Genomic DNA, 21,791 nt, shown 5'->3' on the forward strand with positions numbered 1-21,791 from the left:
GGCACGCCTCGAAGATGCGCCGCATGAATTCCACTTCCTTCGCGGCGCTCGCGCCCTGGCTCGGCATCGGGTTCGTCTTCATCCTGGCCGGCGGCGTCAAGGGCGTCACCGGCATGGGACTGCCGACGGTCGCCATGAGCCTGCTCGGCCTGTGGATGGCCCCGGCGCAGGCCGCGGCGCTGCTGGTGATGCCGTCCCTCGTCACGAACATCGCGCAGTGCCAGGGCCCGGCCTGGCGCCGCATCGTCACGATGTTGTGGCCGGTGTGGCTGGGCATGGCCGTCTCCACCGTCTGGGGACCGGACCTCAGCATGATTGCGCCCATCGACGCGCGGCTCGCCCTGGGCGTGATCCTCGTCGTCTACGGCCTGTGGGGACTGTGGAAACCCGTCGTTCCGCAGGTCTCGCCGCACGCGTGGTGGATCGGCCTCGCCGCCGGACTGGCGACCGGCTTCGTCACCGCCTCGACCGCCGTCTTCGCGTTGCCGCTGGTGCCCTACCTCCAGGCGCTCCGCCTGGACAAGGACACGATGATCCAGGCGCTCGGCCTGTCCTTCACCGTCGCGACGCTGTCGCTGGCCGCGCGGCTGCATTCCTTCGAGAGCGGATCGGTGTTGACCGTGTCCTCGCTGCTGGCGCTCGCCGCGGCCTTCGCCGGCCTGGGCGTCGGCGCCGCCGTGCGGGCGAGGATCAGCGCGACGACGTTCCAGCGCGCGCTGTTCGTCGTCTTCATCGTGCTCGGCGTCGCGAACCTGTGGCGGGGGCTATGAGCATCGATCCGCCCCGCGACGAGCGCTGCGAACTGGCCGCGCTGCTGGAGCGCGCTTACCGGCTCGCCCTGTGGCTGCACGACGCCGAACGCGTCGATCGCAGCGACGCGCTGGACGATCGGGGTACCTCGCCAGCGAGCTTCGCGGTTCACGTCGCATCGTCCGAACTCGTGGACGTACTCGACGAAGCCCGCGCGCGGCTGGTCGCCGGCGCGGGACACTCGATCGGTCGGACGATCAGCCCAGCCGGAACGCCGACGCCAGCTCGTTCATCCGCTCCGCCTGATCGTTGAGCGAGGCGGCCGACGCGGCGGCTTCCTCGACCAGCGCCGCGTTCTGCTGAACCATGCGCTCGACATCGGTGAAGGTCCCGCGCAGTTGCTGGAGGCCGACGGCTTCCTCGGCCACCTCGTGGGCGATCCGCTCGATCTCGGCGCTGACGGCGCCGATGCCGCGCTCGATGCCGGCGATGGCCGCGCCGGCCGCCTGCACCTCGGACTGTCCGCGCTCCACCCGCGCGACCGATTCGCCGATCAGCACCTTGACCTCGCCGGCCGCGCCGGCGCTGCGCTTGGCCAGGTGGCGCACCTCGGCGGCGACGACCGCGAAACCGCGGCCCTGCTCGCCCGCCCGCGCCGCCTCCACGGCCGCGTTCAGCGCGAGGATGTTGGTCTGGAACGCGATCATGTCGATCACCGAAACGATCTCCGACATGCGCCTGGAGCTCGCGCCGATCGAGTTCATCGTCTCCACGAAGCCCTGCACCATCCGGCCGCCGGCGGCGGCGCTCGCGCTGGCTTCATCGGCGAGCCCGCGCGTGCGGACCGAGGCCTGCGCCGTGCCGTCCAGCGTCTCCGACAGCCGCTGCACGTTGCTCGACGCCTCCTGCACGCGTGCCGCCGCGTGCTCGCTGCGCACGCTGAGGTCCTGGTTGCCGGAGGCGATCTCGTCGGCGGCGCCGTGGATCTCGCCCGACGCGACCTGCATCTGCGTCACCAGACCGCGCAGCCGGTCGCGCATCGAGCGGATCGCATCGAGCATCCGGCCCAGGTCGTCGTTCGTGTGCCACGAGGACTCGGCGGTGAGATCGCCTTGCGCGATGCGCTCGGTGAGCGTCTCCGCCTCATGGATCGGACGCCAGACGCCGAGCAGCGTGCGCCACAGCACCAGGCCCATCGCGATGAGCCCGCCGATCACGACGATCGTCGTCAACAGGAAACGCCGCGCGACGGCGGACTCGCTGTCGTCGAGCCGCTGCGCCAGCGTGTCCATCACGCGGGCGGAGAGCTCGGACTGCAGCACCGCGCCCTTCTTCAGCGTGGCGACCAGTTGATCGAGCGGATAGTTCACGTCCTTCGCCGACGCATCGAGCGCATCCAGCACCACCTGGCGCTGCCGGGCGACGCGTTGCAGCGTCTCGGCGTAGTCGGCCGCGTGCGGCGCATCCGCGACGGCCGCCTGTCGCAGCGCCGCGTTGAGCTGGCGCAGGTCCGCGCGGTAGCGCCCGGCGGCATTGCCGACCGCCGCGACGTCGTCCACCGCAGCCGCGGCGCCGATCGCGCCGAGCTCGGCCAACGTGTCCGTCAACTGCGGCGCGACCTGCAGCCCGGCCACGACGTTGAAGTAGGTCGCGCCGTCCTGCTGCATCAGCAGCCCGGACCGCGCGTTCAGTTGCGCGACGGCATCGAAGATGGCGTCGAACAGCGCCCGGTACTGCGGCGCCTGGACCTGGAGCATCTGGCTCACGCCCTTGGCGTGCAGCGCCTTGAACTGCTCACGGACCTTCGTCGCTTCGTCGACCAGCGCATCGCCATGCCGCACGTCGTCGAGCTCGGCGAGCACGGCCTCGAAGTCCTTCTCGATCTTCGTGGCGGCGGCGTCGCGCGCGGCGGCCTGCTCGGGATGGCTGGAGGCGGTGGCCGAGGCCAGCCGGTGTTCGGAGAGATCCGCGATCACGCGTTGCCACGCCTGGTTGGCGGGCAGCGCGGCGCGCTGCGCCTTGACGGTGCGCAGGGCGTCGAGGAGGTTGAAGCCCAGCTGCGCGGTCGGCAGCAGGCAGACGGCGCCGCACAGGAGCGCGACGACGGCGAGACGATGTTTGAGAGACATGCGGCGGGACCTGGGGAGGCCGGTGCTGGGGAGGCGCCGCGAGTCTTGCAATGCTTCGTTACAGCTACGGGACAACCCGGAAGTCCGACCGCCAGGTGGCCGGGAAGCGGGGGTTTTTAACGCTTGATCGACACGGTCGGGCGCAGGCCGCCCGACGATGGAACGTCAATCAGACAACGTCGCGGCTCACGGCTGCATCGACACGTAGCCGATCTTGCAGTAGTCCCCGGTGCGCTGCGAATAGATGAGTACGGGCTTGTCCATGGCTCTCGCCATCATCAGCAAGGACACGTAGCTCTTGTAGCTCGGGTCGGAGCCGTTCACGTAGGCCCAGCTCGGGCCGCCGGTGCACATGGCCTGCCCCTCCAGGAAGACGCGGAATCCGAAGTTCTCGGAGGCCGTCACGTCCAGTGTTCTCACCTTGCCGACGGCGGAGCCGTCCCACGGTTGTGCGTTCGCGCAGAATGCGAGCGCGCCCAGGGCCATCACGGCCAGGAAGCGTTTCATGTCGAAGTCCTTCTGACTCGGGTCACTCAGTGACCAGCACCATCCAATAGAAGTCCGGCAACCAGACCCATTCCGGATAGGCTCCGCAAGAGGCGTAGGGCGCAGTCTTCGTCGCCACGCGGACATGCTTGCCGGTGAGCGCCGCCGTCATCAGCGTGGCGTAGATCACCTTGCAGGTCTCGGGCGTGATGCCCTGCGGCGACGTCGCGCGCAAGTTGCACAGGCGTGGCCAGCGCAAGTCGCCGATGCCCTGTGCGAGCACATCGCCGGTCGAGGCCTCGACCGAAGGTTGACGCACCGGGCCTTGACAATCGAATGCCTGCGCGGCCAACGGGTTCAGGACGAAGGCCGCGGCGGCCAGACCGGCCAGGACGCGATGGACGCGATGGACGCGAGTGTTCATTGATTCCTCCCTGACTCCTTGTGGAGCTATTTTTTCTGCGGCGAGGATCATCCCACGGGGCGATGTCCGTTCGAAGTCTTGCGGACGGCGCGCTGTGTTCGAGAACGCCAATGGTTCCGTGCCGACGGCCTCGGTTCCGTCAATCCGCCATCTGGATGAAGTACGCGCTCGGCTGGTTCGTCCAGGCACCGATCTGCGAGCACGCGGTCAGCGCGGGATCGTTGTAGAAGATCGTGACCGGCTTGCCGGCGATCCGGTGCGTGAGCAAGGTGGCGTAGAAGCCCTTGCACGCCAGCGTATTGATCTGGAAGTTCCCCTGGACGGAGGAACTGCAGATGGTGTGGAGGTTGGCGCCGTTGGCGACCACCACAGCCCCGTTCTGGTCGTAGCCCAGATAGTTGATCTGGCCCGTGCAGGCGATGTTTGCGTGAGCGGTGAAGGTATGCGCGATGAGCGCTAAAGCGAGCAAGGTCTTCTTCATATCAAGGTCCTCCTGAGTATTTCTGTCACAGGCCTCACGGCCACGTCGACCGGATCACCGCCTGGCGCCGCGCGCCGGCAGCCTCGGCGCGAACCAGCGTCCAGCGCTGCACGGTCTCGCCCTCGTTGAGCAGCTCGAGGTAAGCGAGCAGCGCCTTGTAGTCGTCGAACTCGAGCGTCACGTCGGCGCCGCCGCGCGTGGCGTTGAGCTCGATGCCGCTGACGCGCACGCCGTCGACCGCCACGGTCTCCAGCGATCGCAGGACCGACTGCATCGGGAACGCCGCCGTGCGCGCGACCGTCAGCGCGTCGCGCGCGTAGGACGGCGGCACGGCATCCGACGCCGCCTTGTCCGCGCGCAGACGCAAGGTGTCCCGCAGGCGCGCGATCTCGGCCGCATCGGCATCGGTCCGCCCCACGCGCGTGGCTCGTTCCTCCCACGCCTGCCAGGCACCGACGCCCAGCCCCACCGTCGCGACGGCACAGATCGCGCCCCAGACCGCCAACACCGCGATCGGTCGCCGCGCCGGCGCGAAGTCCACCTTCAACGCCCTCATGCCGAGGCCTCCTTGCGGAACGGCAACGCATCGCCGGCTTGCTGCCCCGGCAGCGCACCGCCGTTGAATTCGATCAACTCGATCCCGTCCGCCGGAACGTCGTGCGTCACCAGCGCCCGGTTGAGGACGGCCGATGCGGACTCTCCGTCCAGCGGGTAGGTCTGCGCCACGCGATAGGTGTCGCCCTCGGCGATCAACAGCACGAGTTCGTCGCTGTCGGCGACGGCCAGACCCGAAACATCCGTCCCGACGGCCTCGATGGCGACGGCCCACCAGGGCCTCATGCTCTCCAATGCGCGGCCACTGAGCGCCAGCAGCTCAAGCTGCCACGGCGCATCGATCGCCACGGCCATCCGCGGCGACGACTGCCCGTTGTCCAGCCACACGGGGCTACCGGCGGGCAGTCCCGCGCGGTCCTCGACCATCGACGTCGCGATCGCCATCCAGTCGGATTCCCCCGCGACCCCGGCCACTTCCGGCAGCAGGAACGGGCGGCAGACCGCGCCGCTCACCGTGATCCGCAATGGCGTCCCGCGCGGCAGCTCCCGGACGCCGGCAGCCAACGCCGCCACCGCGGCGTCGCGCCCGTCGACGTCCGCGGCCACCAGCAGCATGCCGCCCAGCGACAGCCGCACCGCGCGCTCGCCCGCATAGGCGACCGCCGTCCGCGCCGACGCGCGCTTGCGCTTACCAGCCCACCACACGCTTGATCTCCTCCGCGCTCGACTCGCGCCGGCTCACCATGTCCGCGCCCAGTTGCGACAGCGTCCGGACGCCCTTGCGGTACACGTGCTCCCGCAAGGCCGACACCGGCGCGCCGGTCGTGACCAGGTCGCGGAAACCGTCGTCGATCGTGTGCACCTCGGCGATCACGCGCCGGCCCTTGTAGCCGGTGCCACCGCAGCGCTCGCATCCGACGGCCAGCGGCATCGTGTCCGGCCGCTCCAGTCCCATGTCGACGAACCATTGCTGCTCCCGCGGCTGCGCCGGACGGTCGCTCACGCAATGCGGGCAGATGCAGCGCACCAGCCGCTGCACGATCACGCCGTTGAGCGCCGCCATGAAGCCGAACATGTCCAGGTCGAAATGCTTGAAGCGCCCGGTCACGTCGAACACGCTGTTCGCATGCACCGTCGTCAGCACCTGGTGGCCGGTCAGCGCGGACTGCACCGCGATCTCCGCCGTCTCGGCGTCGCGGATCTCGCCCACCAGGATCCGGTCCGGGTCGTGCCGCAGGATGGACCGCAGCCCCTTGGCGAAGGTCAGTCCCTTGCGCTCGTTCACCGGCACCTGCAGCACGCCGGCCAGCTCGTATTCGACCGGGTCCTCGATCGTGATGATCTTCTCGATGCCGTTGTTGACCTCCGACAGCGCCGCGTACACCGTCGTCGTCTTGCCGCTGCCCGTCGGTCCCGTCACCAGCAGCATGCCGTGCGGCAGGCCCGCGAGCTCGCGGATCATCGCCGCACCCGCCGCGTCGAAGCCGAGCAGGTCCAGCGACACCTGGTCCGCCGGGTCGCGCAGCTGCGCCTTGTCCAGCAGCCGCAGCACCGCGTCTTCGCCGAACACGCTCGGGATGATGGACACGCGCAGGTCGATCTCGCCGCCGCCCAAGGCGATGCGGAAGCGACCGTCCTGCGGCAGCCGCCGCTCCGTGATGTCGAGCTGCGCCAGCACCTTGATGCGGGAGATGGCCTCCTCCGCGCCCCGCGTGCCCTCGAGGCGGCCATGCGGCATCAGCACGCCGTCGCGGCGCAGACGCACCGTCACGCCCTGGCGGTCGCATTCGAAGTGGATGTCGCTGGCGCCGACCTCGTACGCGCGGCGCAGTGCCTGGTCGACGAAGGCCACCACCGGGCCGTCCGCCGCGGTCGCAGCGTCCGCCACGCCGGCACTCTGGCCCGGCGTCGCGGCGGGCGTCCCGCACCACGCGTCCAGTTGAGCGCGTGTCGCAGCGACCGGGGCCATGCGTCGTCCCGCCGCCTGTGCCGCGCGGCGCAACACGGCCTCGTCCCAGGGATCGGCCATGGCCAGACGCAGCCGGTCCGGATCGCCGTCCAGCCGCACCGGCACCGCCCGCAGCTGCCGCGCCACGGCGACGCCGCCCGCGCCCAGCAGCGCCAGGTCCGCGATGGCCCGGTCCGCGCTGGGGCCCTGCAGCATCTCCATGCCGCCGATCTCGCGCAGCAGCGCGGGCAGGTCCTCGCCCCAGCCGCCGCGCAGCAGGTGGTCGAGGACCGTGTCCGCGCCGGCCTGGGCGGCCTGACGACGCGCGGCCTGCAGCGCGGCGCGGAAGTCGGGGCGGGAGTCGGCGTTCATCGGAAGGAGGCTCTCATCGGGAAGTCGGTCGGCGGGGTCGGTGGAATGGGCAGCGTCGGTGGAGTCGGTGAATTCGGCAAGGGCGGGACATGGCGCTCAGCGGATGCTGCTCGCGATGTCGAAGATCGGCAGGTACATCAGCACGACGATGCTGCCCACGAGCAGCGACACCAGCAGCAGCATCACCGGCTCGACGATGCGCGTCGCGCGATCCATGAAGGCGGCGAAGTTGCCGGCGTGCCGCTCCGCGATCGTCTGCAGCACGCGCTCGAAGTTGCCGGAGCGCTCGCCCACGGCCAGCAGGCGCTGCGTGACGGTGTCGGTCAAACCGTGCTCGGAGAACGCGCTGGACACGCGCACGCCCCGCGTCAGCGCCAGCCGCGCGTCGCGCATCGCATGGTCCATGTCGGTACCCAGGGCCAGGCCCTCGCAGCGCAGCAGGGTCTCGTCGAGCGTGTAGCCGCCGCGGAACATCACCGTCATCGAGTAGTACAGCTTGGCCAGGCGGAATTCGCGCAGCGCGCGCCGCACCGGCGGGATCACCGCGGCGGCGCGCATCGCCGCGCGCTGGATCGCGCCCTGGCGCCAGGCCACGACGCCGAGCGCCCCCAACGCCGCCGCGGCCGCCAGGATGCCGAGTCGGTGCTCCCGCACGAAGGTGCTGGCGACGGTCAGCAGATGGGTCGACCAGCTCATCTCGCCGCGCAGGTCCGCGTACATCGACGCGAAACGCGGCAGCACCACGACGATCAGGAAGCCGCTCACCAGCAGCCCGAGGCCGAGCACCAGGCTCGGATAGATCGCGGCGCTGACGACCTTCTTGCGCAGCGTCTCGACCATCTCGTGATAACGCAGGAACTCGGACAGCGCCTCCGCGAGCGAGCTGCTGCGCTCGCTGGCGCGCACGCTCGCCACCAGCACCATCGGGAATCGGCCCAGCGCCTCCATCGCGACGGACAGCGCCTTGCCCTGATGCAGCTGCGCCAGCAACGCGGCCTGGAGCTCGGCGCGGGCGCCGTCGGCGCCGGACTGCGCCTGCAGGGTCTCGATCGCCTCGACCACCGTCATCCCGGCCACCAGCAGCGTGCGCAACTCATGGCACCACCAGGCGATGTCCAGCGCGCTCGCCCGCGCGCCGGCGGTCCCGGCGCCGGCGGAAGCGCGCACGGTGGCGGGCTCGCGCACGGGCTCGGCGGCGAGCACCTTGCGTCCGTCGGGCAACTGCGCGCCGAGCGACTCGCGCGACGCGACCTCCATCAGCTCCTCGCTGATGGACAGGTGCACGGGATCGAGCAGACGGACGCGGAGCTTCATGCCGGGGTCGTGGCGACGGGTCGGGGGGGGGCGGTGGCGATCGTCGGAGCGGGCTGTCGGAGCGGTTCGTCAACGCCCGTCGTCAGAGCTGCACATCGGCATCGTCGCCGGTGCCGCCGGCGACCCGGTCGCGGCCGAAGCTGAACAGCTCGTAGTCCTTGCCGGCCTGCTGCGACGGGATGCGGTACTGGTACGCCATGCCCCAGGGGTCGTTGGGCAGTTCGCCCTTCAGGTAGGGGCCGCGCCAGCGCGGATCGTTGGCGTCGCTGCGCACCAGCGCGGCCAGGCCTTCGCCGGTGTCGGGGAAGCGGCCCATGTCGATGCGGTAGGCCTGCAGCGCCTTGTCGATCGCGTCGAGCTGCGCCTTGGCCGTCGTGACCTCGGAGCGCGAGATCTGGGCCAGAAAACGCGGACCGACGATGCCGGTCAGCAGGCCGATGATCAGGATCACCACCAGCAGTTCCAGCAACGTGAAGCCGCGGGAGCGCCGCAGGCCGGGGACGCGGCCACGCGCGACGGATGCAGCGGATGCGGAGGCCGCGACGGTATTGATGTGCTCGGTGTGCTTCATGTTGCTCTGGTCTCTCATTTCTCGGAGTCCACGACGAATTTCCAATCCGAATAGCGCTGGGCCGGCTGCAGGAGCAGTCCGGGGCGGCGCACGGCGCCCGCGATCAGCGGCGCCTCCTCGCTGAGGCTCTGGACGCCGCGGACGCGCCCATCCTCGCCGCGCACGACGGCCCAGCGGCCGGTGGGCCCCACCGGATCCGGATAGAGGCGGCGCATGTGCCGCACGGTGCCGACGAAGCGCTGATCCATCAGCAGTTCCTCCAGCTCCTGCGGCAGGCGCTTGTCGGTACCGGGTGAACTGCGCCGGTAGCGCTCCAGCGCCTGCACGTAGAGCGCGCCGACGCGCAGCAGCTGCTGCTCCTTCTCGCGCCGGGCCGCGTCGGCCCAGGACTGCGCGGTGACCGACAGCGCCGCCGACGCCAGCGCCACCAGCACCAGCACCGCCACCAGGCCGTAGCCGCGCGTGCGGACGCGCATCGGCACCCGCGTCGGGCGGCTCATGGGAACGTGCAAGGCGCAGCGATCACCACGAGGCATAGCTGCTCCCGTCGGACGCGATCTCGCGCGCGCCGCTGCGCACGTCGAAGACGCCTTCGCCGTCGGCGTTGCCCGCCCGCGGCGGCACGGCGACCCAGGTGTCGGCGCGGCTCGTCACCGGGTCGACCGGAATCGCGCGCAGATAACGTCGCTCGACCAGTTCGGGCAGTTCCTTCGGATACCGGCCCTGGTCGCTGTAGAACTTGTCGATCGCATCGCGCATCGCGTGCAGGTTGTGCCGCAGGGCGGTGTCGCGCGCGCGGTCGACATGCTGCACATAGCGCGGCGCGGCCACGCTGAGCAGCAGCGCCAACGCGGCCAGCACCACCAGCAGTTCGATGACGGTGAAGCCCCGGACTTTTTCTCGTCTCACGATCGCCTCACCACTGCTTCAACGGCACGCCGTTGAGACCGGTCGCCGTCGACTTCGAATACACGTCGTAGACCTCCGCGCCCGGCTGAGGGTTGTCGGCGTCCGACTGGTAACCGCGCAGGCCCCAGCTCTGCTCGGCCGTCACGCCGGGCTCCGCGAACGGATCGCGTGGCACGCGCCGCAGGAAGCGGATCGTCTGGCCCTGATGTTCGGTGCGCGCGTCGGCGACCTCGACCGTCAGGCTCTGCAGCGTCTCGGGATACGGCGGCCGGTCGCTCGGACCGAGCACGGCGCCGGACTCGCGCGCGGCGCGGTAGGCGTCGAGCGCGTCGCGGATCTCCCAGAGCGCGCGCTTGAGTTCGCGTTCCTTCTCGCGCTGCGCCGTCATCTCGGCCATCGGCAGCGCCAGCGAGGCGAGGAAGCCCAGGATGCCCAGGCACACGAGCAACTCGATCAGGGTGAAGCCGCGGATCCGCAAACGCGCGCGCGCACCGACGCCGCCTGAGCGGCGCATGGCGGGGGCGGGCGTGCGGTACGGCGTCATCGTCATTTCACCTCGATCACGGCGGGCGCCGGCAGCGTGGGCCGCTCGCCGTTGGGCTCGAGCGAGACCGGCTGCGCCGTGCCCACGCGCACTTCGGCCCGACCCGCGGCGGCGGCCTTGAAACGCAGCTTGAAGACGCCGCCGGCTCCCTCCGCCGCCGTCGCCTGGTTGCGCAGCACGCTGAGGTTGACGCGGCCCGCTTCGACGCGCTTGCTGAAGCTGGTGACCGCGCCGCCCTTGCGGAAGTACTCATCCTCGTCCGCGTCGACCAGCGTCAGCTTGTCGGCGCTGTACTGCAGCTCGGTCATGAGGCCGCGCAGGTTGGCGTCGCGCAGGTCCAAGCGCACCTCGACCGTGTCGCCGACCTTGGCCTGCGCCGGCGCGGCGAGCGACAACGCGGGCATCTTGCGCGACGGCAGATCGGCGAGGCCTGTGCCAGGAACGCCGGACGGTCCTGCGGCGCCGGGGGTGCCCGGTGCGACAGCGCTTGGAGCGCCGGGTGTCGAGGGCGAGCCCGATGCCCCGGGCGCGCCCGGCGTTCCTGGCGCAGCGGACTTGGCATCGGCCTGCGGCGTGTTGAACTGCAGCCCGCCGACCTGGCGCAGCTTGGGCGAGGCCTCGGTGCCCACCCACATCTCGGACTCGCTCGCGTTCAGGCGCTTGACGTTGCGCAGCACGCGCGGTGTGATGGCGAGCAGCAGCTCCGATCGCTTGCCGTCGTCGAGCTGGCTGGAGAACAGCCGGCCGAGCACCGGCAGGTCGCCGAGTCCGGGCACGCGGCTGGAGGTCGCGCGCTCGTCGCGGCTGATCAGGCCGGCCAGCAGCTGGGTCTCGCCGTCGCGCAGGCGCAGCAGCGTCGTGGCGTTGCGGGTGCCGATCTGGTACGCGATCGAACCGGCCGAGGTCTTGATCGAGGTGCCGAGCGAGCTCACTTCCAGCGCGACCTTGATGGCGACCTCGTCGTCGGCAAAGATGGTCGGCTCGACGTCGAGCTTCAGGCCGACGTCGAGGTAGCTGATGCTCTCGGACACGAAACCGCCGGTGCCCGTGGTCGTGGACACGACGGGGATCTTGTCGCCGATCATGATCTTGGCCTTCTCCTTGTTGCGCACGCGCAGCTTCGGATTGGCCAGGGTGGAGCTGTCGCCGACCTCGCGGCGCAGGTTGACCAGGACGTTGTTCGGGTTGAGGCCGACGCCGATCCGGTTGCGGCCGATGTTCTCGAAGTCGGCGAGCGTCAGCTGCGAGGAGTTCCCGATCGGCAGCGGCGTCAGCGAGAACGACGTGGGCAGCTTGACGCCGAGCTCGGTGAGGCGCGTGGCGTTGACCTCCAGCACCTCGACCTCGAGCAGCACCTCGGGCTCGGCGCTGTCGAAGACGGCGAGCAGGCGCTCGGCGAGCTGGATGTTCTCGGGCGAGTCGCGCAGCGCCAGCAGGTTGGAGCGTTCGTCGACGAAGGGCTCGCGGATCTTGAGCATCGCCTTGAGGAAGGCGGCGGCGCCCTTGGGATCGCTGTTGGCGAGGTTGAACACGCGCACGAGCTGCTCCTGGTACTCGCGGTGCTTCTCGGCGGTGTTGGGATAGATGACGATGGTGCGCGAGTCGATGACCTTCTTCGCCAGTTGATTGCTGGAGGTGATCAGGTCCAGCGCGTCCTCGACCTTGGCCTGGCGCAGCAGCACGGTGACGCGGACGTCGGCGCGCACGTCGCGGTCGAGCACGAAGTTGATGCCGCTGTGTCGCGTCACCACGTCGAGCACGGTGCGCAGGCTGGCGTCGCGGAAGTCGAGCGAGATCGGACGGGACTCGGTCAGCACCCCGTTGAGCGCCTGGACCTGCGCGCTGCGCTGGTCGCTGAGCAGTCGGCGCTGCAGGTCCTGCAGCCCGCCGTGGCGGGGGTTGTCCTTGAGCGCCTGTTCCAGCACGCGCAGCGCGCGGTCGGGCTGCTTGGCCTCGACCCACTTCTGCGCGACGGCCAGGTCCGCGGCGCCCTTGCGTTCGAGCTCCATGTCCGACAGCAGCGCCTGCACGCGCGCGTTCGTCGGATCGAGTTCGAGCGCCTGGCGCAGCGTGGCGGTGGCCTCGTCGAACTGGCCCGCGGCGCGCTGGGTCAGCGCCTGCGAGACCAGCCGCAGCTGCGCATCGGCGCGCGCCTGCAGCAGCGTGGTGCGCAGCGCGGTGCTCTCGGGATAGTCGCGCAGGCCGTTCTCGAGGGTGCTCATCGCCTCGCGGTACTGGCCGCCGGCCATGGCGCGGCGTGACTCGTCGCGGATGCGGTTCTCGGCGCAGCCGGCCAGCAGCAGCAGCACCGCGAGCGCGCCGGCAGTGCAGCGGGTCGTCGGGGCCGGGGACCGGAGGGCACCGAAACGGACGAGGCGGACGGATCGTTGAAGCATCGGGCGGGCGGATCAGGGTGACGGCGCGGCCGCCGGAATGCGGATCACGGTGCGCTGCTGGAGGGGTTCGTAGACGAGACGGATCTCGTCGTCGGTGATCGATTCGACGCGGTAGCCCTCGTCGAGGCGGGTGCCGGCTTCGACCAGCAGGTCCTTGTCGGGCCGCGCGAGGTAGACCTTGCGCTGGCCCTGGGGGTCGATGAACTGGCCGAGGTAGCGGTAGTTCAGCGCCGGCGCCTGCGGTGGGGGCGGCGGCGGCGGGGGTGGAGGCGGCGGTGGCGGCGGTGGGGCCGGCGGCTGCGGGATCGAGAACGGATCGCGGTCGGTGGGCTCGAGGGGTTGCTCGGGCAGACGCCCCGGGACGGACGCCAAGGCGAGTGCCTGCCCCGGTGCGGCAGTCCGTGCATTCGTCGGCGCGGTCGTCGGCATCGGCGGACGCGGTGCGGGTGAGCTCGGTCCGCCCTGCCCCGCCGGAGCCGGTGAGGTGGCGGCGACGACCGGTGGATCGGCCGGCGCGAGCATCGCCCACGCGCTGGCCACGGCGCTCAGGCCGAGCGCCCAGCGCAAGCCGGGACGCAGGCCCTTGGCGGGCGCGCCGGTGGCGGCCGCGGCGGTGGAGGTGGGAGTGCGCTTGAACATCGGCGCGCTTTCAGCGACGCGGCGTCGGCGCGGAGGCCGATGACGCGGAAGGAGCGGGCGACCGGGTCGTCGCGGAAGCGGCGGCCGGGGCGGCACTCGCAGCCGAAGCGGGCGCGGTCGGCGACGAGGCGGCGATCGCCGTGGGAGCGATGACGACTGCGCCTGGCGACGGCTGGTCGGCCAGCGGTCGGCTCAGCCAAGTGGCGACGACGCGGGCTTCCAGGTCGCCACCGGCGGGGGCGGCGGGGCGCCCTGCGTTCATGCCGTTCATCGTGTTCATCGGCGCGAAGCCGCCCGCTGGATTGGGGGCGGTACCGGGCGCGCGCCGCATCGAGATCTGCTGCAGCACGGCCTGCTGCGCATCGCGCGTGAGCAGCTCGGCCAGCACGGTCTTGATCGCGGCGTAGCTGCCGCGCAGGTTGACGTCCAGGCTCATGCGTCCGAGCGTGCTGGCGGTCGGCGCCTGATGGGCCGTGGAGATCGCGGTGACGAGGACCGATTGCGACTCGGCGGCCTCGCGCAGGTGCGTGACGGCGCGCGCGGACGACTGCGTCAGCGGCAGACGTGCGGCGAACGGGGAGACGTCGGCGGCCGGCGCGGCAGCGGCCTTGGCGCGCAGCGCGGCGAGTTCGGTGCGGGCGGCCTGCTCATGCGCGAGCGAGAGGTGCTCGGCTTGGCGCGCGGCGACGAGCAGCGCACCAGCGATCAGCGGCGGCACGAGCGCGACGACGACCCACACGGCGGTCGGCGCGCGGGAGAGGCGTTGCTTGAGCGTGGCGGGATCCGTGAGCGCCCGCCAGTCGATGGCGGTCAGGCGCATGACGAGATCGATAGTGGGGCGGGACGGAGGAATCCGGCCGGAACTGCTGCCGAACGCATGACGGGTTCCGGGCTAGCCGAATGGCTTCGCGACACGCGCAGCGCGCCGCTGCGCGTCCGATACGCGCACGACAGAAAACTTCATGTGACCCTCCCTGATCCGCGGTGCTGGGCGCGCCGCGCGGCCTGACTCTTCTTGCGGCCAGGGCGCGACTTTACCGTGTCGGCATGGCGGTTGGATTTCCGGCGGGCGCGATGGAGGCTAGAGATTGCCCTAGGTTGGGCACGCCGGCTCGGGCAGAGCCGTTGCCAGCGCTTCACAGCCTCACTGGTTGATCAACATTAGGTTCTTCGCCTCGATGTAATTGGTGCTGCAGCCGGTCACCCACAACTGGATGGTCTTGTTGTTGGCCATGGCGAACATCAAGGTGGCTAGCGCCCGGTTCACGACGCGGGCATCGCCCCCGATCATGACGAAGTCCTTGCGGGCGCAGGTGAAGGTGGTCGGCTGGAACAGGCCGATGTGCTTGATGTAGAGACCCTCAGCCGCGTTGTTGACGGTGTTGGCCTGCGTGATTTCGTACTGGGCGAGATCCTGGGGCCTCAGCGTGAGCCACTCCTCGGCTTGCGCGGAGACGGCAGTGAGCAGGCCGAGGGCGGCGAGCATCGTCGAGAACACGGAGCGCATCGAGGTCATGCGAGGCTTTCAGAAGTAGCGGGGGAGGTCTGTGCGTGTCGGAACGCTTTCGCGCCCTCACTGCCCCATGAGCCCGAGCGTCAGCGCTTTGGGAATGCGGACCCGCCCGTCGCCCCACAGATCGACGCAGCCGTCGACCCAGCCATTGAGCTTCTTGCCGGACGCGGCGGCGGCCAGCGCGGTCGCATACATGTACTTGAAACTCGGGTTGGTCTTCTCGATGAGCACGAGCTTCTCGTGACCAGCGGTCGCGCAGCCGTCGGAATGACCGACCGCGGCGTACTCGACCATCGCGTGGCCGGTGTCGTGCATGCCGACGCTCACCACGGTCTGCGGCAGGTTGCCGCCGGCGGCGAAGGCACAGGAGGTGGATGCGGCCAGCAGGCCGGTGGCAAGGAGTCGGAGGTGGCTGTTCATGTTCCAGGATCCAGTGAGCGTCAGTCGCCGGCCATGCCGATGGAGCCGATCAGCTCGCTCCAACTCGGCGCTGCACAGTTGACGTTGTCTCGCGCATAGCGGATGACCACTTTCCGATTGGCCGTGTACGCAGCAATGGCCACTGCGATCGCCGGCTTGGCCAACGGCGGATTGGTCACTGCATCAATGGTGCCGTTGAGGTCGGAGACCGTGCCAATGAAGAAGTTGCCGTTGATGTCGCTCCAGACCTTCGTCAATTTGACGGGTGGGCATTCGGTATAGGCTTGGCTGGTCAGGGGCAGCAGGGCGACGAGCAAGACGCCAAAGAAGTGTTTGAAGTTCATGGTTGCGGACTCTCTCAATGATTCATCGGCCGGCTTCGAAACCGAAGCTCTTGATCTCGCAGCGCATCGGCCGTCTGACGGGCTGGTAGTACAGCAGCATCTTCGCCGCCCCGGTGCGCGCCTTCGAATACGTCGGTCAGTTCGGTTTGCTCACCGTCACATGCCGCGCCACGCAGAAGCCGTTGGCGGTCTCCGGCGCATCGATGTTGACGTTCAGCGTCAGCCCCTTGCCGAGCGCCGACATCACGAAGGCCATCATCTGCAGGTCGCGGCCAACGAACAGCACTTGACCGTTGGAGAACTTCCCGCAGTTCTCCACTGCGGTCACGCCCTTCAGCGTGAACCAGAACATCGGCGCCGGCCAGCCCGGGATCGACGCCGCGTCGTGCGTGCGCATGAGGTCGACCTGACCGGTCACGGTCGTCTCCGCCATTGCAGTGCCTGACGTGACGGCCGACAGCGCCGCAATCACAGTCGCCCCCAACGCACGCACACCCACACGCTTCATCTTCGTCATCCGTTGTCCTCTCACTGCCCGTTCACGGCGTCACCGTCACCGACGTCAACGGGCACGACAGCGGATCGCCCCAAGGGCCGCGCTTGTCGAGGTCGACGTCGTAGATGAGGGTCATCGGAACCTTGGCCATCACAGCCTTCATCAGCGTCGCGTACATCACGACGTCGGCATCCGAGAACAGGTAGACGCTGGTGCAGCCGTTCTCGAGCCCCGGCGCGTAGAGCATCTGCATCTTCCGTGCGCCGACGGTGACATGCGTGCTCGAGTGCGCGCGCAGTTGCAAGTTCGCGCCCGCGGGGATCAACGTGACCTTCTCCACCGCCGACGCAGACTGCGCGAGCATCGCGAGGCACGCCGCGATTGCGATCGAAACGATTGGCTTCATGGCCTCTCTCCCAATTGATCTGGCCCCCTGAGGGCGCCGCATTCCAGTCAACGCGCCGGTTGGCGGCTCACGGCCCGGGCATCTCGCCGATGTAGCTCGGCACCGGCGCCTCGCCGTAGGTCGGCAAGGTGGCGCAGCTGCCTTCCCGGCCCCAATAGAACGTCGCCATCGCATTGCGCTTCTTAACGCCCAGCAGCAGTGCGGTCCACATTGCGCAGGTGGTCGGCGAGACACCCTGGTAGGTGTTGTTGATGTTGCAGATGACGGTGAAGTCGTTGCGTCCGGTGTGATGCACATTCACATCGCCGTGCGAATACACGAGCAGGTAATTGATCTTCACGTTGCACTCGAACGCGAACACCTGCACCGGCAGCACCGCTGCCATGACGAAGGCCATCAGCCTTGCCAGCTTCTTCATGGTTCCACTCCCTCAGTGAATCTCTTATGTTTTTCGACATCGCCCCGTTGTCGAGGTCGTGTCCGCAGGGCTCCCGCCATGCGCCGGGGCGCGACGTTACCGTCTTCACGCTGCCTTATCAATCCGTGCCCCCACCAAGGCATCGGCCTTCGCCCCTGACATCACCCGGTCACCGTCCCGCTTGCCAACGTCCTGCAACCGTCCCTTACACTCGCCCGCGCCCACCGACAACGCGATCCCCCTCATGAAGAGCACCAAGTCCGCCCGCACGCCCGCCAAGGTGACGCTGGGCATGGTTGCCGAAGTCAGCGGGGTCTCGCCGAGCACCGTCTCGCGCATCCTCAACGGCACCGCCGTCGTCAGCCAGGAAAAGAAGGACGCCGTCGACCGCGCGATCGCGGACCTCGGCTTCGTTCCGAACCCGATCGCCCGCGTGCTGGCCGGCGGACGCTCGCTCAGCGTGGGCGTGGTGACGCAGGCCATCGACAGCCCGTACTACGGCGTCGCGCTGCGGGGCATCGAGGAAGTCCTCGACGCCGCCGGCTACGTGCCCCTCTTCGCCAGCGGCCACTGGAACGCCAAGGAAGAGCAGCGCTGCATCGACACGCTGCGCGCGCGCCGCGTCGACGGGATCATCGTGCTCACCGGCCGGCTCAGCGACGAGTCGCTGCGCAAGCTCGCGAAGGAGCTTCCGGTCGTCGTCACCGGCCGGACGCTGAAGGCGACCAGCCTGTACTCCCTGAACTTCAACGACTTCGAGGGCGCGCGTCTCGCCACGCATCACCTGCTGACGCAGGGCCACCGCAAGATCGCGTTCATCACCGGCGACCCGGTCCACCCCGACGCGCAGGAGCGCCTGAAGGGCTACCGCGCCGCGCTCGAAGCGGCCGGCGTGAAATACAAGCCGGCGCTGGTGCTGCCGGGTCTCTTCCACGAAGACAGCGGCGTGATGGCGGTCGAACGCCTGATCGACAGCCGCGAGCCCTTCACCGCGATCTTCGCGGCCAACGACCAGATGGCGTTCGGCGCGTCGCTGGCGCTGTACCGCCGCGGCCTGCGCGTGCCTGAGGACGTCTCCATCGTCGGCTTCGACGATCTGGCCGGCGCCGCGCACTGCATCCCGCCGCTCACGACGATCCACCAGGCCGGCCTCGAGCTGGGCCGCTGCGCCGCCCAGGCGCTGCTCGATCTGCTCGGCAACAAGAACCCCACCGCTCAGTTGCCTGAACCGCGGCTGATCATCCGATCGTCCACCCGCTCCCTCTGACGCGAGAGCCCCCCACCCGCAGTCCTCGGTAGCAAAACCGTCGAAGGACGGCAGTGATGGGGGACGGCATTGCTTGGGGTTCAGCCGCTTGCCGGCTGCGGCCCCATGCAATGGCGGCCAACGCTCTGTCCCAGGCAGTCAAGGCGCCTCCCTAGCGATAACCCTGGTACGGTCACGCTGCCTCGTTGGATATCATGAAAGCGCTTTCATAAACAGAACGAACTCGGAGACGGACAGCATGCGGCAGTGGGCCCGGTGGCTATCGGCATTGGCTTTGACCCTGGGCGGTGCCCAGGCGGGGTCAGGCGTTGCTGCGCAGGCGTCCTCGCCGGCCGCGCCCGCGACGACGACCACCCCCACGACGACTACGACCACGCTGACCGTCGCCGCCTTCCCCGCCATCGACGAGATCGTCCGCAGCGCGCTCCCCGCCTGGAGGGAACTGCATCCCGACGTTGAGGTGAAGATCGTGAGCCGCGAGCTCAACGACCACCACACCGCGATGACGACGGCGCTGTCGACCGCCAAGGGTCTGCCGGACGTGATGGCGCTGGAGATCGGCTACCTCGGCCGCTTCGCGCAGGGCACCGGGCTCGAGGACCTCTCCGGCCCGCCCTACGACCTGAACCGCGACAAGGCGCGCTTCGTCGCCTATGCCTTCGACCAGGCGACGACGCCCAAGGGCGCGGTGCTCGCGGTCCCCACGGACATCGGCCCGGGCGCCCTGCTCTATCGCACCGACCTGCTGGCCAAGGCCGGGCTCAAGGAGTCCGACCTGACCACGAGCTGGGAAGGCTACGTCGCCGCCGGCGTGAAGATCAAGGCCGCGACCGGCGCCTACCTGATGGCTCACGCCCGCGACATGAAGGACATCCTGATCCGCACCGGCCTGGAGCCCGGCGAGGGCCTGTTCTTCGACAAGGACTCGCGCCCGCTGGTGAACACGCCGCGCTTCGTCCGCGCCTTCGAGCTCGCCCGCGCCGTGCGCCGCCAGCAGCTCGACGCCAAGGTCATCGCCTGGTCCTCCGACTGGTCCGAAGGCTTCAAGCGCGGCGGCATCGCCACGCAGATGTCCGGCGCCTGGCTGGCCGGTCACCTGAACACGTGGCTCGCGCCCAGCACCCGCGGCAAGTGGCGCTCGGCGCAACTGCCCGAGGGCGCCTTCGCGGCCTACGGCGGCACCTTCTTCGCCATCGCGCGCCACGGCGACGCGGCCCGCAAGCCGATGGCCTACGAGTTCATCCGCTTCATGACGATGAACCGCACGCAGCAGCTCGCGGCCTTCAAGGCCCAGGACGCCTTCCCCGCGCTGATCGACGCACAGACCGATCCCTTCTACGACCTGCCGCTGCCCTTCCTCGGCGGCCAGCGGGCCCGCCGCGACTGGCGCGAGGCCGCCGACCACATCCGCGCCTTCCCCGTGCACAAGCAGGACAACTTCGCCAAGGAAGTGATCGACACCGAACTCGACAAGGTGCTCGACCGCGGCAAGGACATCCCGACCGCCCTGGCCGACGCGCAGCGCCTGCTGCAACTGCGCGCGCACCGCTGACCCGGAACGACGACGATGAGCTTCCGCCTTCCACAAACCCTGCGCCTCTCGCCCCGCTACGCGCCCTACGCGCTGCTGGCGCCGTTCCTGCTGCTGTTCGTGGTCTTCGGGCTGTTCCCGCTGCTGTTCTCGCTGTACCTCGCATTCCACAGCTGGGAACCGACCAGCGGCCTGGGCGCGATGCACTGGGTCGGTCTCGACAACTTCGCCTTCGCGCTGCAGGACGAATGGTTCTGGAAGTCGCTGCGCAACACCGGCTGGCTCGCGATCGCCTCGGGCGTGCCGCAGCACCTGGTCGCGATCCCGCTCGCCACCTTCCTGCACCTGGCCTTCAAGCGCTGGCGCAACCCGATGGTCGGCGCGTACTTCCTGCCCTACATCACCTCGTCGGTCGCGATCGCGATCCTGTTCAGCTCGCTGTTCTCGACCGACTACGGCCTGATCAACCTCGCCATCGCGACGCTGCGCGAGGTCCCGCTGCTCGGCCATCTGGTGCCGCAGGCCGCCGTCGACTGGCTCAACGACCCCGACGCGCTCAAGCCCGCGATCTCGATGATCGTGTTCTGGCGCTACGTCGGCTTCAACGTCGTGCTCTACCTGGCCGCGCTGCAGACCATCCCGCCCGATCTCTACGAGGCCGCGACCATGGACGGCGCCAGCCGCCTGCAGCAGTTCTTCCACATCACGCTGCCCAGCCTGCGGCCGATGATCTTCTTCGGCGTGACGCTGAGCGTCATCGGCGGGCTGCAGCTGTTCGAGGAGCCCTTCATCCTCACCGGCGGCAAGGGCGGCTCCGACCAGGCCGGCATGAGTGCGGCCGTCTACCTCTACCGCAACGCGTTCGACTTCAACGACTTCGGCGCCGCCAGCGCGATGTCGTGGCTGCTGTTCCTCGTCGTGGCGGCGCTGACGTGGCTCACCAACCGTGCGTTCCGGCGCAAGGACGACTGAGGGCCGACCGGAGCAAACGCCATGAGCACCACGATGCACGCCCCCCTCGACGCCGCCGCGCCCCACGCCGCGCAGCCGCCGCGCATGACCGCCTGGGCCGCCTACCTGCTGGTGGGCGCCGGCGCGCTGATCATGCTGGCGCCGTTCTATTTCATGTTCGTCTTCGCGACGCACTCGCGCACCGAGATCTTCAGCCTGCCGCCGCCGATGTGGTTCGGCGACGACTTCCTCGCCAACGTCGACATCCTGACCAAGCGGCTGCCCTTCTGGCGCAACCTCGGCCTGAGCCTGTACGTCGGCATCTGCAACACCGGCCTGACGCTGCTGTTCTGCTCGATGGGCGGCTACGCCTTCGCGATGTACGAGTTCCGCTTCAAGAAGGCGCTCTTCGGGCTGGTCATGGGCACGATGCTGCTGCCCAGCTTCATGAACATGATCCCGAGCTTCATGATCATGGACCTGCTGGGCTGGATCGATCAGCCGCGCGCGCTCTACATCCCCGGCGCGGCCAGCGCCTTCGGCATCTTCCTGATGCGCCAGTTCATCGGCTCCGCCGTGCCGCGCGAGCTGGTCGAGGCCGCCCGCATGGACGGCTGCGGGGAGCTGGGCATCTACGCCCGCATCGTGCTGCCGCTGCTCAAGCCGGCGCTGGGCACGCTGGGGCTGATCACCTTCATCTCCTCCTGGAACAACTTCATCGGGCCGCTGGTCGTCATGCGCTCGCCCGACATGTACACGCTGCCGCTGGCGCTGCGATCACTGCAGAGCCCGGTGGACACCGAATGGGGCGCGCTGATGGCCGGATCCGCCATCGCGACGCTGCCGTTGATCGTGCTCTTCGTCCTGTGCTCGCGGCAGCTCATCTCGGGCCTGACCGTCGGCGCGGTGAAGTGACGCCCGACGCCT

27 protein-coding genes are annotated in these 21,791 nt (G+C 69.4%); 6 read left to right on the top strand and 21 right to left on the bottom strand.

The features are described from left to right. Positions 1 to 23: 23 nt before the first annotated feature. Both AC1VNM_RS17465 and AC1VNM_RS17470 read left to right on the top strand, forming a co-directional pair. Positions 24 to 770, top strand: a complete 747-nt coding sequence (locus AC1VNM_RS17465; protein ID WP_483107754.1) for a sulfite exporter TauE/SafE family protein — start codon at positions 24 to 26, stop codon at positions 768 to 770. Then, the gene (locus AC1VNM_RS17470; RefSeq protein WP_483107755.1) at positions 767 to 1,063 is read left to right on the top strand and encodes a hypothetical protein; all 297 of its coding nucleotides are present in this window, start codon (positions 767 to 769) and stop codon (positions 1,061 to 1,063) included. The genes AC1VNM_RS17465 and AC1VNM_RS17470 overlap by 4 nt, the downstream gene beginning before the upstream one ends. Here the strand turns inward: AC1VNM_RS17470 and AC1VNM_RS17475 are convergent. The 21 genes from AC1VNM_RS17475 to AC1VNM_RS17575 form a co-directional block, all read right to left on the bottom strand. Next, positions 1,008 to 2,879 carry a methyl-accepting chemotaxis protein gene (locus tag AC1VNM_RS17475; protein ID WP_483107756.1) on the bottom strand — a complete coding sequence of 624 codons (1,872 nt, stop codon included), beginning with the start codon at positions 2,877 to 2,879 and terminating at the stop codon, positions 1,008 to 1,010. The two genes, AC1VNM_RS17470 and AC1VNM_RS17475, sit on opposite strands and share 56 nt — an antisense overlap. Positions 2,880 to 3,065: 186 nt before the next feature. After that, the gene (locus tag AC1VNM_RS17480; RefSeq protein WP_483107757.1) at positions 3,066 to 3,386 is read right to left on the bottom strand and encodes a hypothetical protein; all 321 of its coding nucleotides are present in this window, start codon (positions 3,384 to 3,386) and stop codon (positions 3,066 to 3,068) included. Positions 3,387 to 3,408: 22 nt separating this feature from the next. Beyond that, complete coding sequence (locus tag AC1VNM_RS17485) at positions 3,409 to 3,789, bottom strand: hypothetical protein (RefSeq protein WP_483107758.1); 381 nt, start codon at positions 3,787 to 3,789, stop codon at positions 3,409 to 3,411. 139 nt (positions 3,790 to 3,928) lie between these two features. Then, positions 3,929 to 4,270, bottom strand: coding sequence for a hypothetical protein (locus tag AC1VNM_RS17490; RefSeq protein ID WP_377160415.1), 342 nt, complete (start codon positions 4,268 to 4,270; stop codon positions 3,929 to 3,931). A 34-nt stretch (positions 4,271 to 4,304) separates the two neighbouring features. Continuing rightward, positions 4,305 to 4,826 carry a hypothetical protein gene (locus AC1VNM_RS17495; RefSeq protein ID WP_483107759.1) on the bottom strand — a complete coding sequence of 174 codons (522 nt, stop codon included), beginning with the start codon at positions 4,824 to 4,826 and terminating at the stop codon, positions 4,305 to 4,307. Beyond that, positions 4,823 to 5,530, bottom strand: coding sequence for a hypothetical protein (locus AC1VNM_RS17500; protein ID WP_483107760.1), 708 nt, complete (start codon positions 5,528 to 5,530; stop codon positions 4,823 to 4,825). Before AC1VNM_RS17500 ends, AC1VNM_RS17495 begins: the two co-directional genes overlap by 4 nt. Beyond that, positions 5,514 to 7,145, bottom strand: a complete 1,632-nt coding sequence (locus AC1VNM_RS17505) for a GspE/PulE family protein (RefSeq protein WP_483107761.1) — start codon at positions 7,143 to 7,145, stop codon at positions 5,514 to 5,516. The genes AC1VNM_RS17500 and AC1VNM_RS17505 overlap by 17 nt, the downstream gene beginning before the upstream one ends. Positions 7,146 to 7,241: 96 nt before the next feature. Then, positions 7,242 to 8,459: a type II secretion system F family protein gene (locus AC1VNM_RS17510; RefSeq protein ID WP_483107762.1), complete on the bottom strand. Its 1,218-nt coding sequence runs from the start codon at positions 8,457 to 8,459 to the stop codon at positions 7,242 to 7,244. Between the two features lie 82 nt (positions 8,460 to 8,541). Next, on the bottom strand, positions 8,542 to 9,030 hold the full coding sequence (gspG, locus tag AC1VNM_RS17515; protein WP_483107763.1) for a type II secretion system major pseudopilin GspG: 489 nt from the start codon (positions 9,028 to 9,030) through the stop codon (positions 8,542 to 8,544). Positions 9,031 to 9,044: 14 nt separating this feature from the next. Then, entirely contained in the window at positions 9,045 to 9,530 is a 486-nt protein-coding gene (locus tag AC1VNM_RS17520; protein ID WP_483107764.1) for a hypothetical protein, read from the bottom strand. A gap of 22 nt (positions 9,531 to 9,552) precedes the next feature. Further along, the gene (locus tag AC1VNM_RS17525; RefSeq protein WP_377161744.1) at positions 9,553 to 9,942 is read right to left on the bottom strand and encodes a type II secretion system protein; all 390 of its coding nucleotides are present in this window, start codon (positions 9,940 to 9,942) and stop codon (positions 9,553 to 9,555) included. A gap of 4 nt (positions 9,943 to 9,946) precedes the next feature. After that, a complete protein-coding gene (locus tag AC1VNM_RS17530; RefSeq protein ID WP_483107765.1) occupies positions 9,947 to 10,489 on the bottom strand; it encodes a type II secretion system protein in 543 nt (180 codons plus the stop codon). Continuing rightward, a complete protein-coding gene (locus tag AC1VNM_RS17535; protein WP_483107766.1) occupies positions 10,486 to 12,879 on the bottom strand; it encodes a secretin N-terminal domain-containing protein in 2,394 nt (797 codons plus the stop codon). Before AC1VNM_RS17535 ends, AC1VNM_RS17530 begins: the two co-directional genes overlap by 4 nt. Positions 12,880 to 12,891: 12 nt before the next feature. Beyond that, on the bottom strand, positions 12,892 to 13,518 hold the full coding sequence (locus AC1VNM_RS17540; protein ID WP_483107767.1) for a hypothetical protein: 627 nt from the start codon (positions 13,516 to 13,518) through the stop codon (positions 12,892 to 12,894). Positions 13,519 to 13,528: 10 nt separating this feature from the next. Beyond that, positions 13,529 to 14,338 carry a hypothetical protein gene (locus AC1VNM_RS17545; RefSeq protein WP_483107768.1) on the bottom strand — a complete coding sequence of 270 codons (810 nt, stop codon included), beginning with the start codon at positions 14,336 to 14,338 and terminating at the stop codon, positions 13,529 to 13,531. A gap of 324 nt (positions 14,339 to 14,662) precedes the next feature. After that, entirely contained in the window at positions 14,663 to 15,034 is a 372-nt protein-coding gene (locus tag AC1VNM_RS17550; RefSeq protein WP_483107769.1) for a hypothetical protein, read from the bottom strand. Between the two features lie 57 nt (positions 15,035 to 15,091). Further along, positions 15,092 to 15,451, bottom strand: a complete 360-nt coding sequence (locus AC1VNM_RS17555) for a hypothetical protein (protein ID WP_483107770.1) — start codon at positions 15,449 to 15,451, stop codon at positions 15,092 to 15,094. Between the two features lie 20 nt (positions 15,452 to 15,471). Further along, positions 15,472 to 15,795: a hypothetical protein gene (locus AC1VNM_RS17560; protein WP_483107771.1), complete on the bottom strand. Its 324-nt coding sequence runs from the start codon at positions 15,793 to 15,795 to the stop codon at positions 15,472 to 15,474. A 136-nt stretch (positions 15,796 to 15,931) separates the two neighbouring features. After that, a complete protein-coding gene (locus tag AC1VNM_RS17565) occupies positions 15,932 to 16,312 on the bottom strand; it encodes a hypothetical protein (RefSeq protein WP_483107772.1) in 381 nt (126 codons plus the stop codon). A gap of 22 nt (positions 16,313 to 16,334) precedes the next feature. Further along, on the bottom strand, positions 16,335 to 16,697 hold the full coding sequence (locus AC1VNM_RS17570; protein ID WP_483107773.1) for a hypothetical protein: 363 nt from the start codon (positions 16,695 to 16,697) through the stop codon (positions 16,335 to 16,337). 67 nt (positions 16,698 to 16,764) lie between these two features. After that, positions 16,765 to 17,115 (bottom strand): hypothetical protein, encoded by a 351-nt coding sequence (locus AC1VNM_RS17575; protein WP_483107774.1) that lies wholly within the window; start codon positions 17,113 to 17,115, stop codon positions 16,765 to 16,767. A 244-nt stretch (positions 17,116 to 17,359) separates the two neighbouring features. Here AC1VNM_RS17575 and AC1VNM_RS17580 point away from each other — a divergent pair, with 244 nt between their 5' ends. The 4 genes from AC1VNM_RS17580 to AC1VNM_RS17595 all read left to right on the top strand — a co-directional run bounded on the left by AC1VNM_RS17580 (position 17,360) and on the right by AC1VNM_RS17595 (position 21,779). After that, positions 17,360 to 18,382, top strand: a complete 1,023-nt coding sequence (locus tag AC1VNM_RS17580; protein ID WP_483107775.1) for a LacI family DNA-binding transcriptional regulator — start codon at positions 17,360 to 17,362, stop codon at positions 18,380 to 18,382. Positions 18,383 to 18,650: 268 nt separating this feature from the next. Next, positions 18,651 to 19,934, top strand: coding sequence for an extracellular solute-binding protein (locus AC1VNM_RS17585; protein ID WP_483107776.1), 1,284 nt, complete (start codon positions 18,651 to 18,653; stop codon positions 19,932 to 19,934). Between the two features lie 15 nt (positions 19,935 to 19,949). Next, on the top strand, positions 19,950 to 20,885 hold the full coding sequence (locus tag AC1VNM_RS17590) for a carbohydrate ABC transporter permease (RefSeq protein ID WP_483107777.1): 936 nt from the start codon (positions 19,950 to 19,952) through the stop codon (positions 20,883 to 20,885). Between the two features lie 21 nt (positions 20,886 to 20,906). Beyond that, positions 20,907 to 21,779, top strand: a complete 873-nt coding sequence (locus AC1VNM_RS17595; RefSeq protein ID WP_431100098.1) for a carbohydrate ABC transporter permease — start codon at positions 20,907 to 20,909, stop codon at positions 21,777 to 21,779. Positions 21,780 to 21,791 lie beyond the last annotated feature (12 nt).

This window comes from Mitsuaria sp. MSU3D (assembly GCF_056867975.1).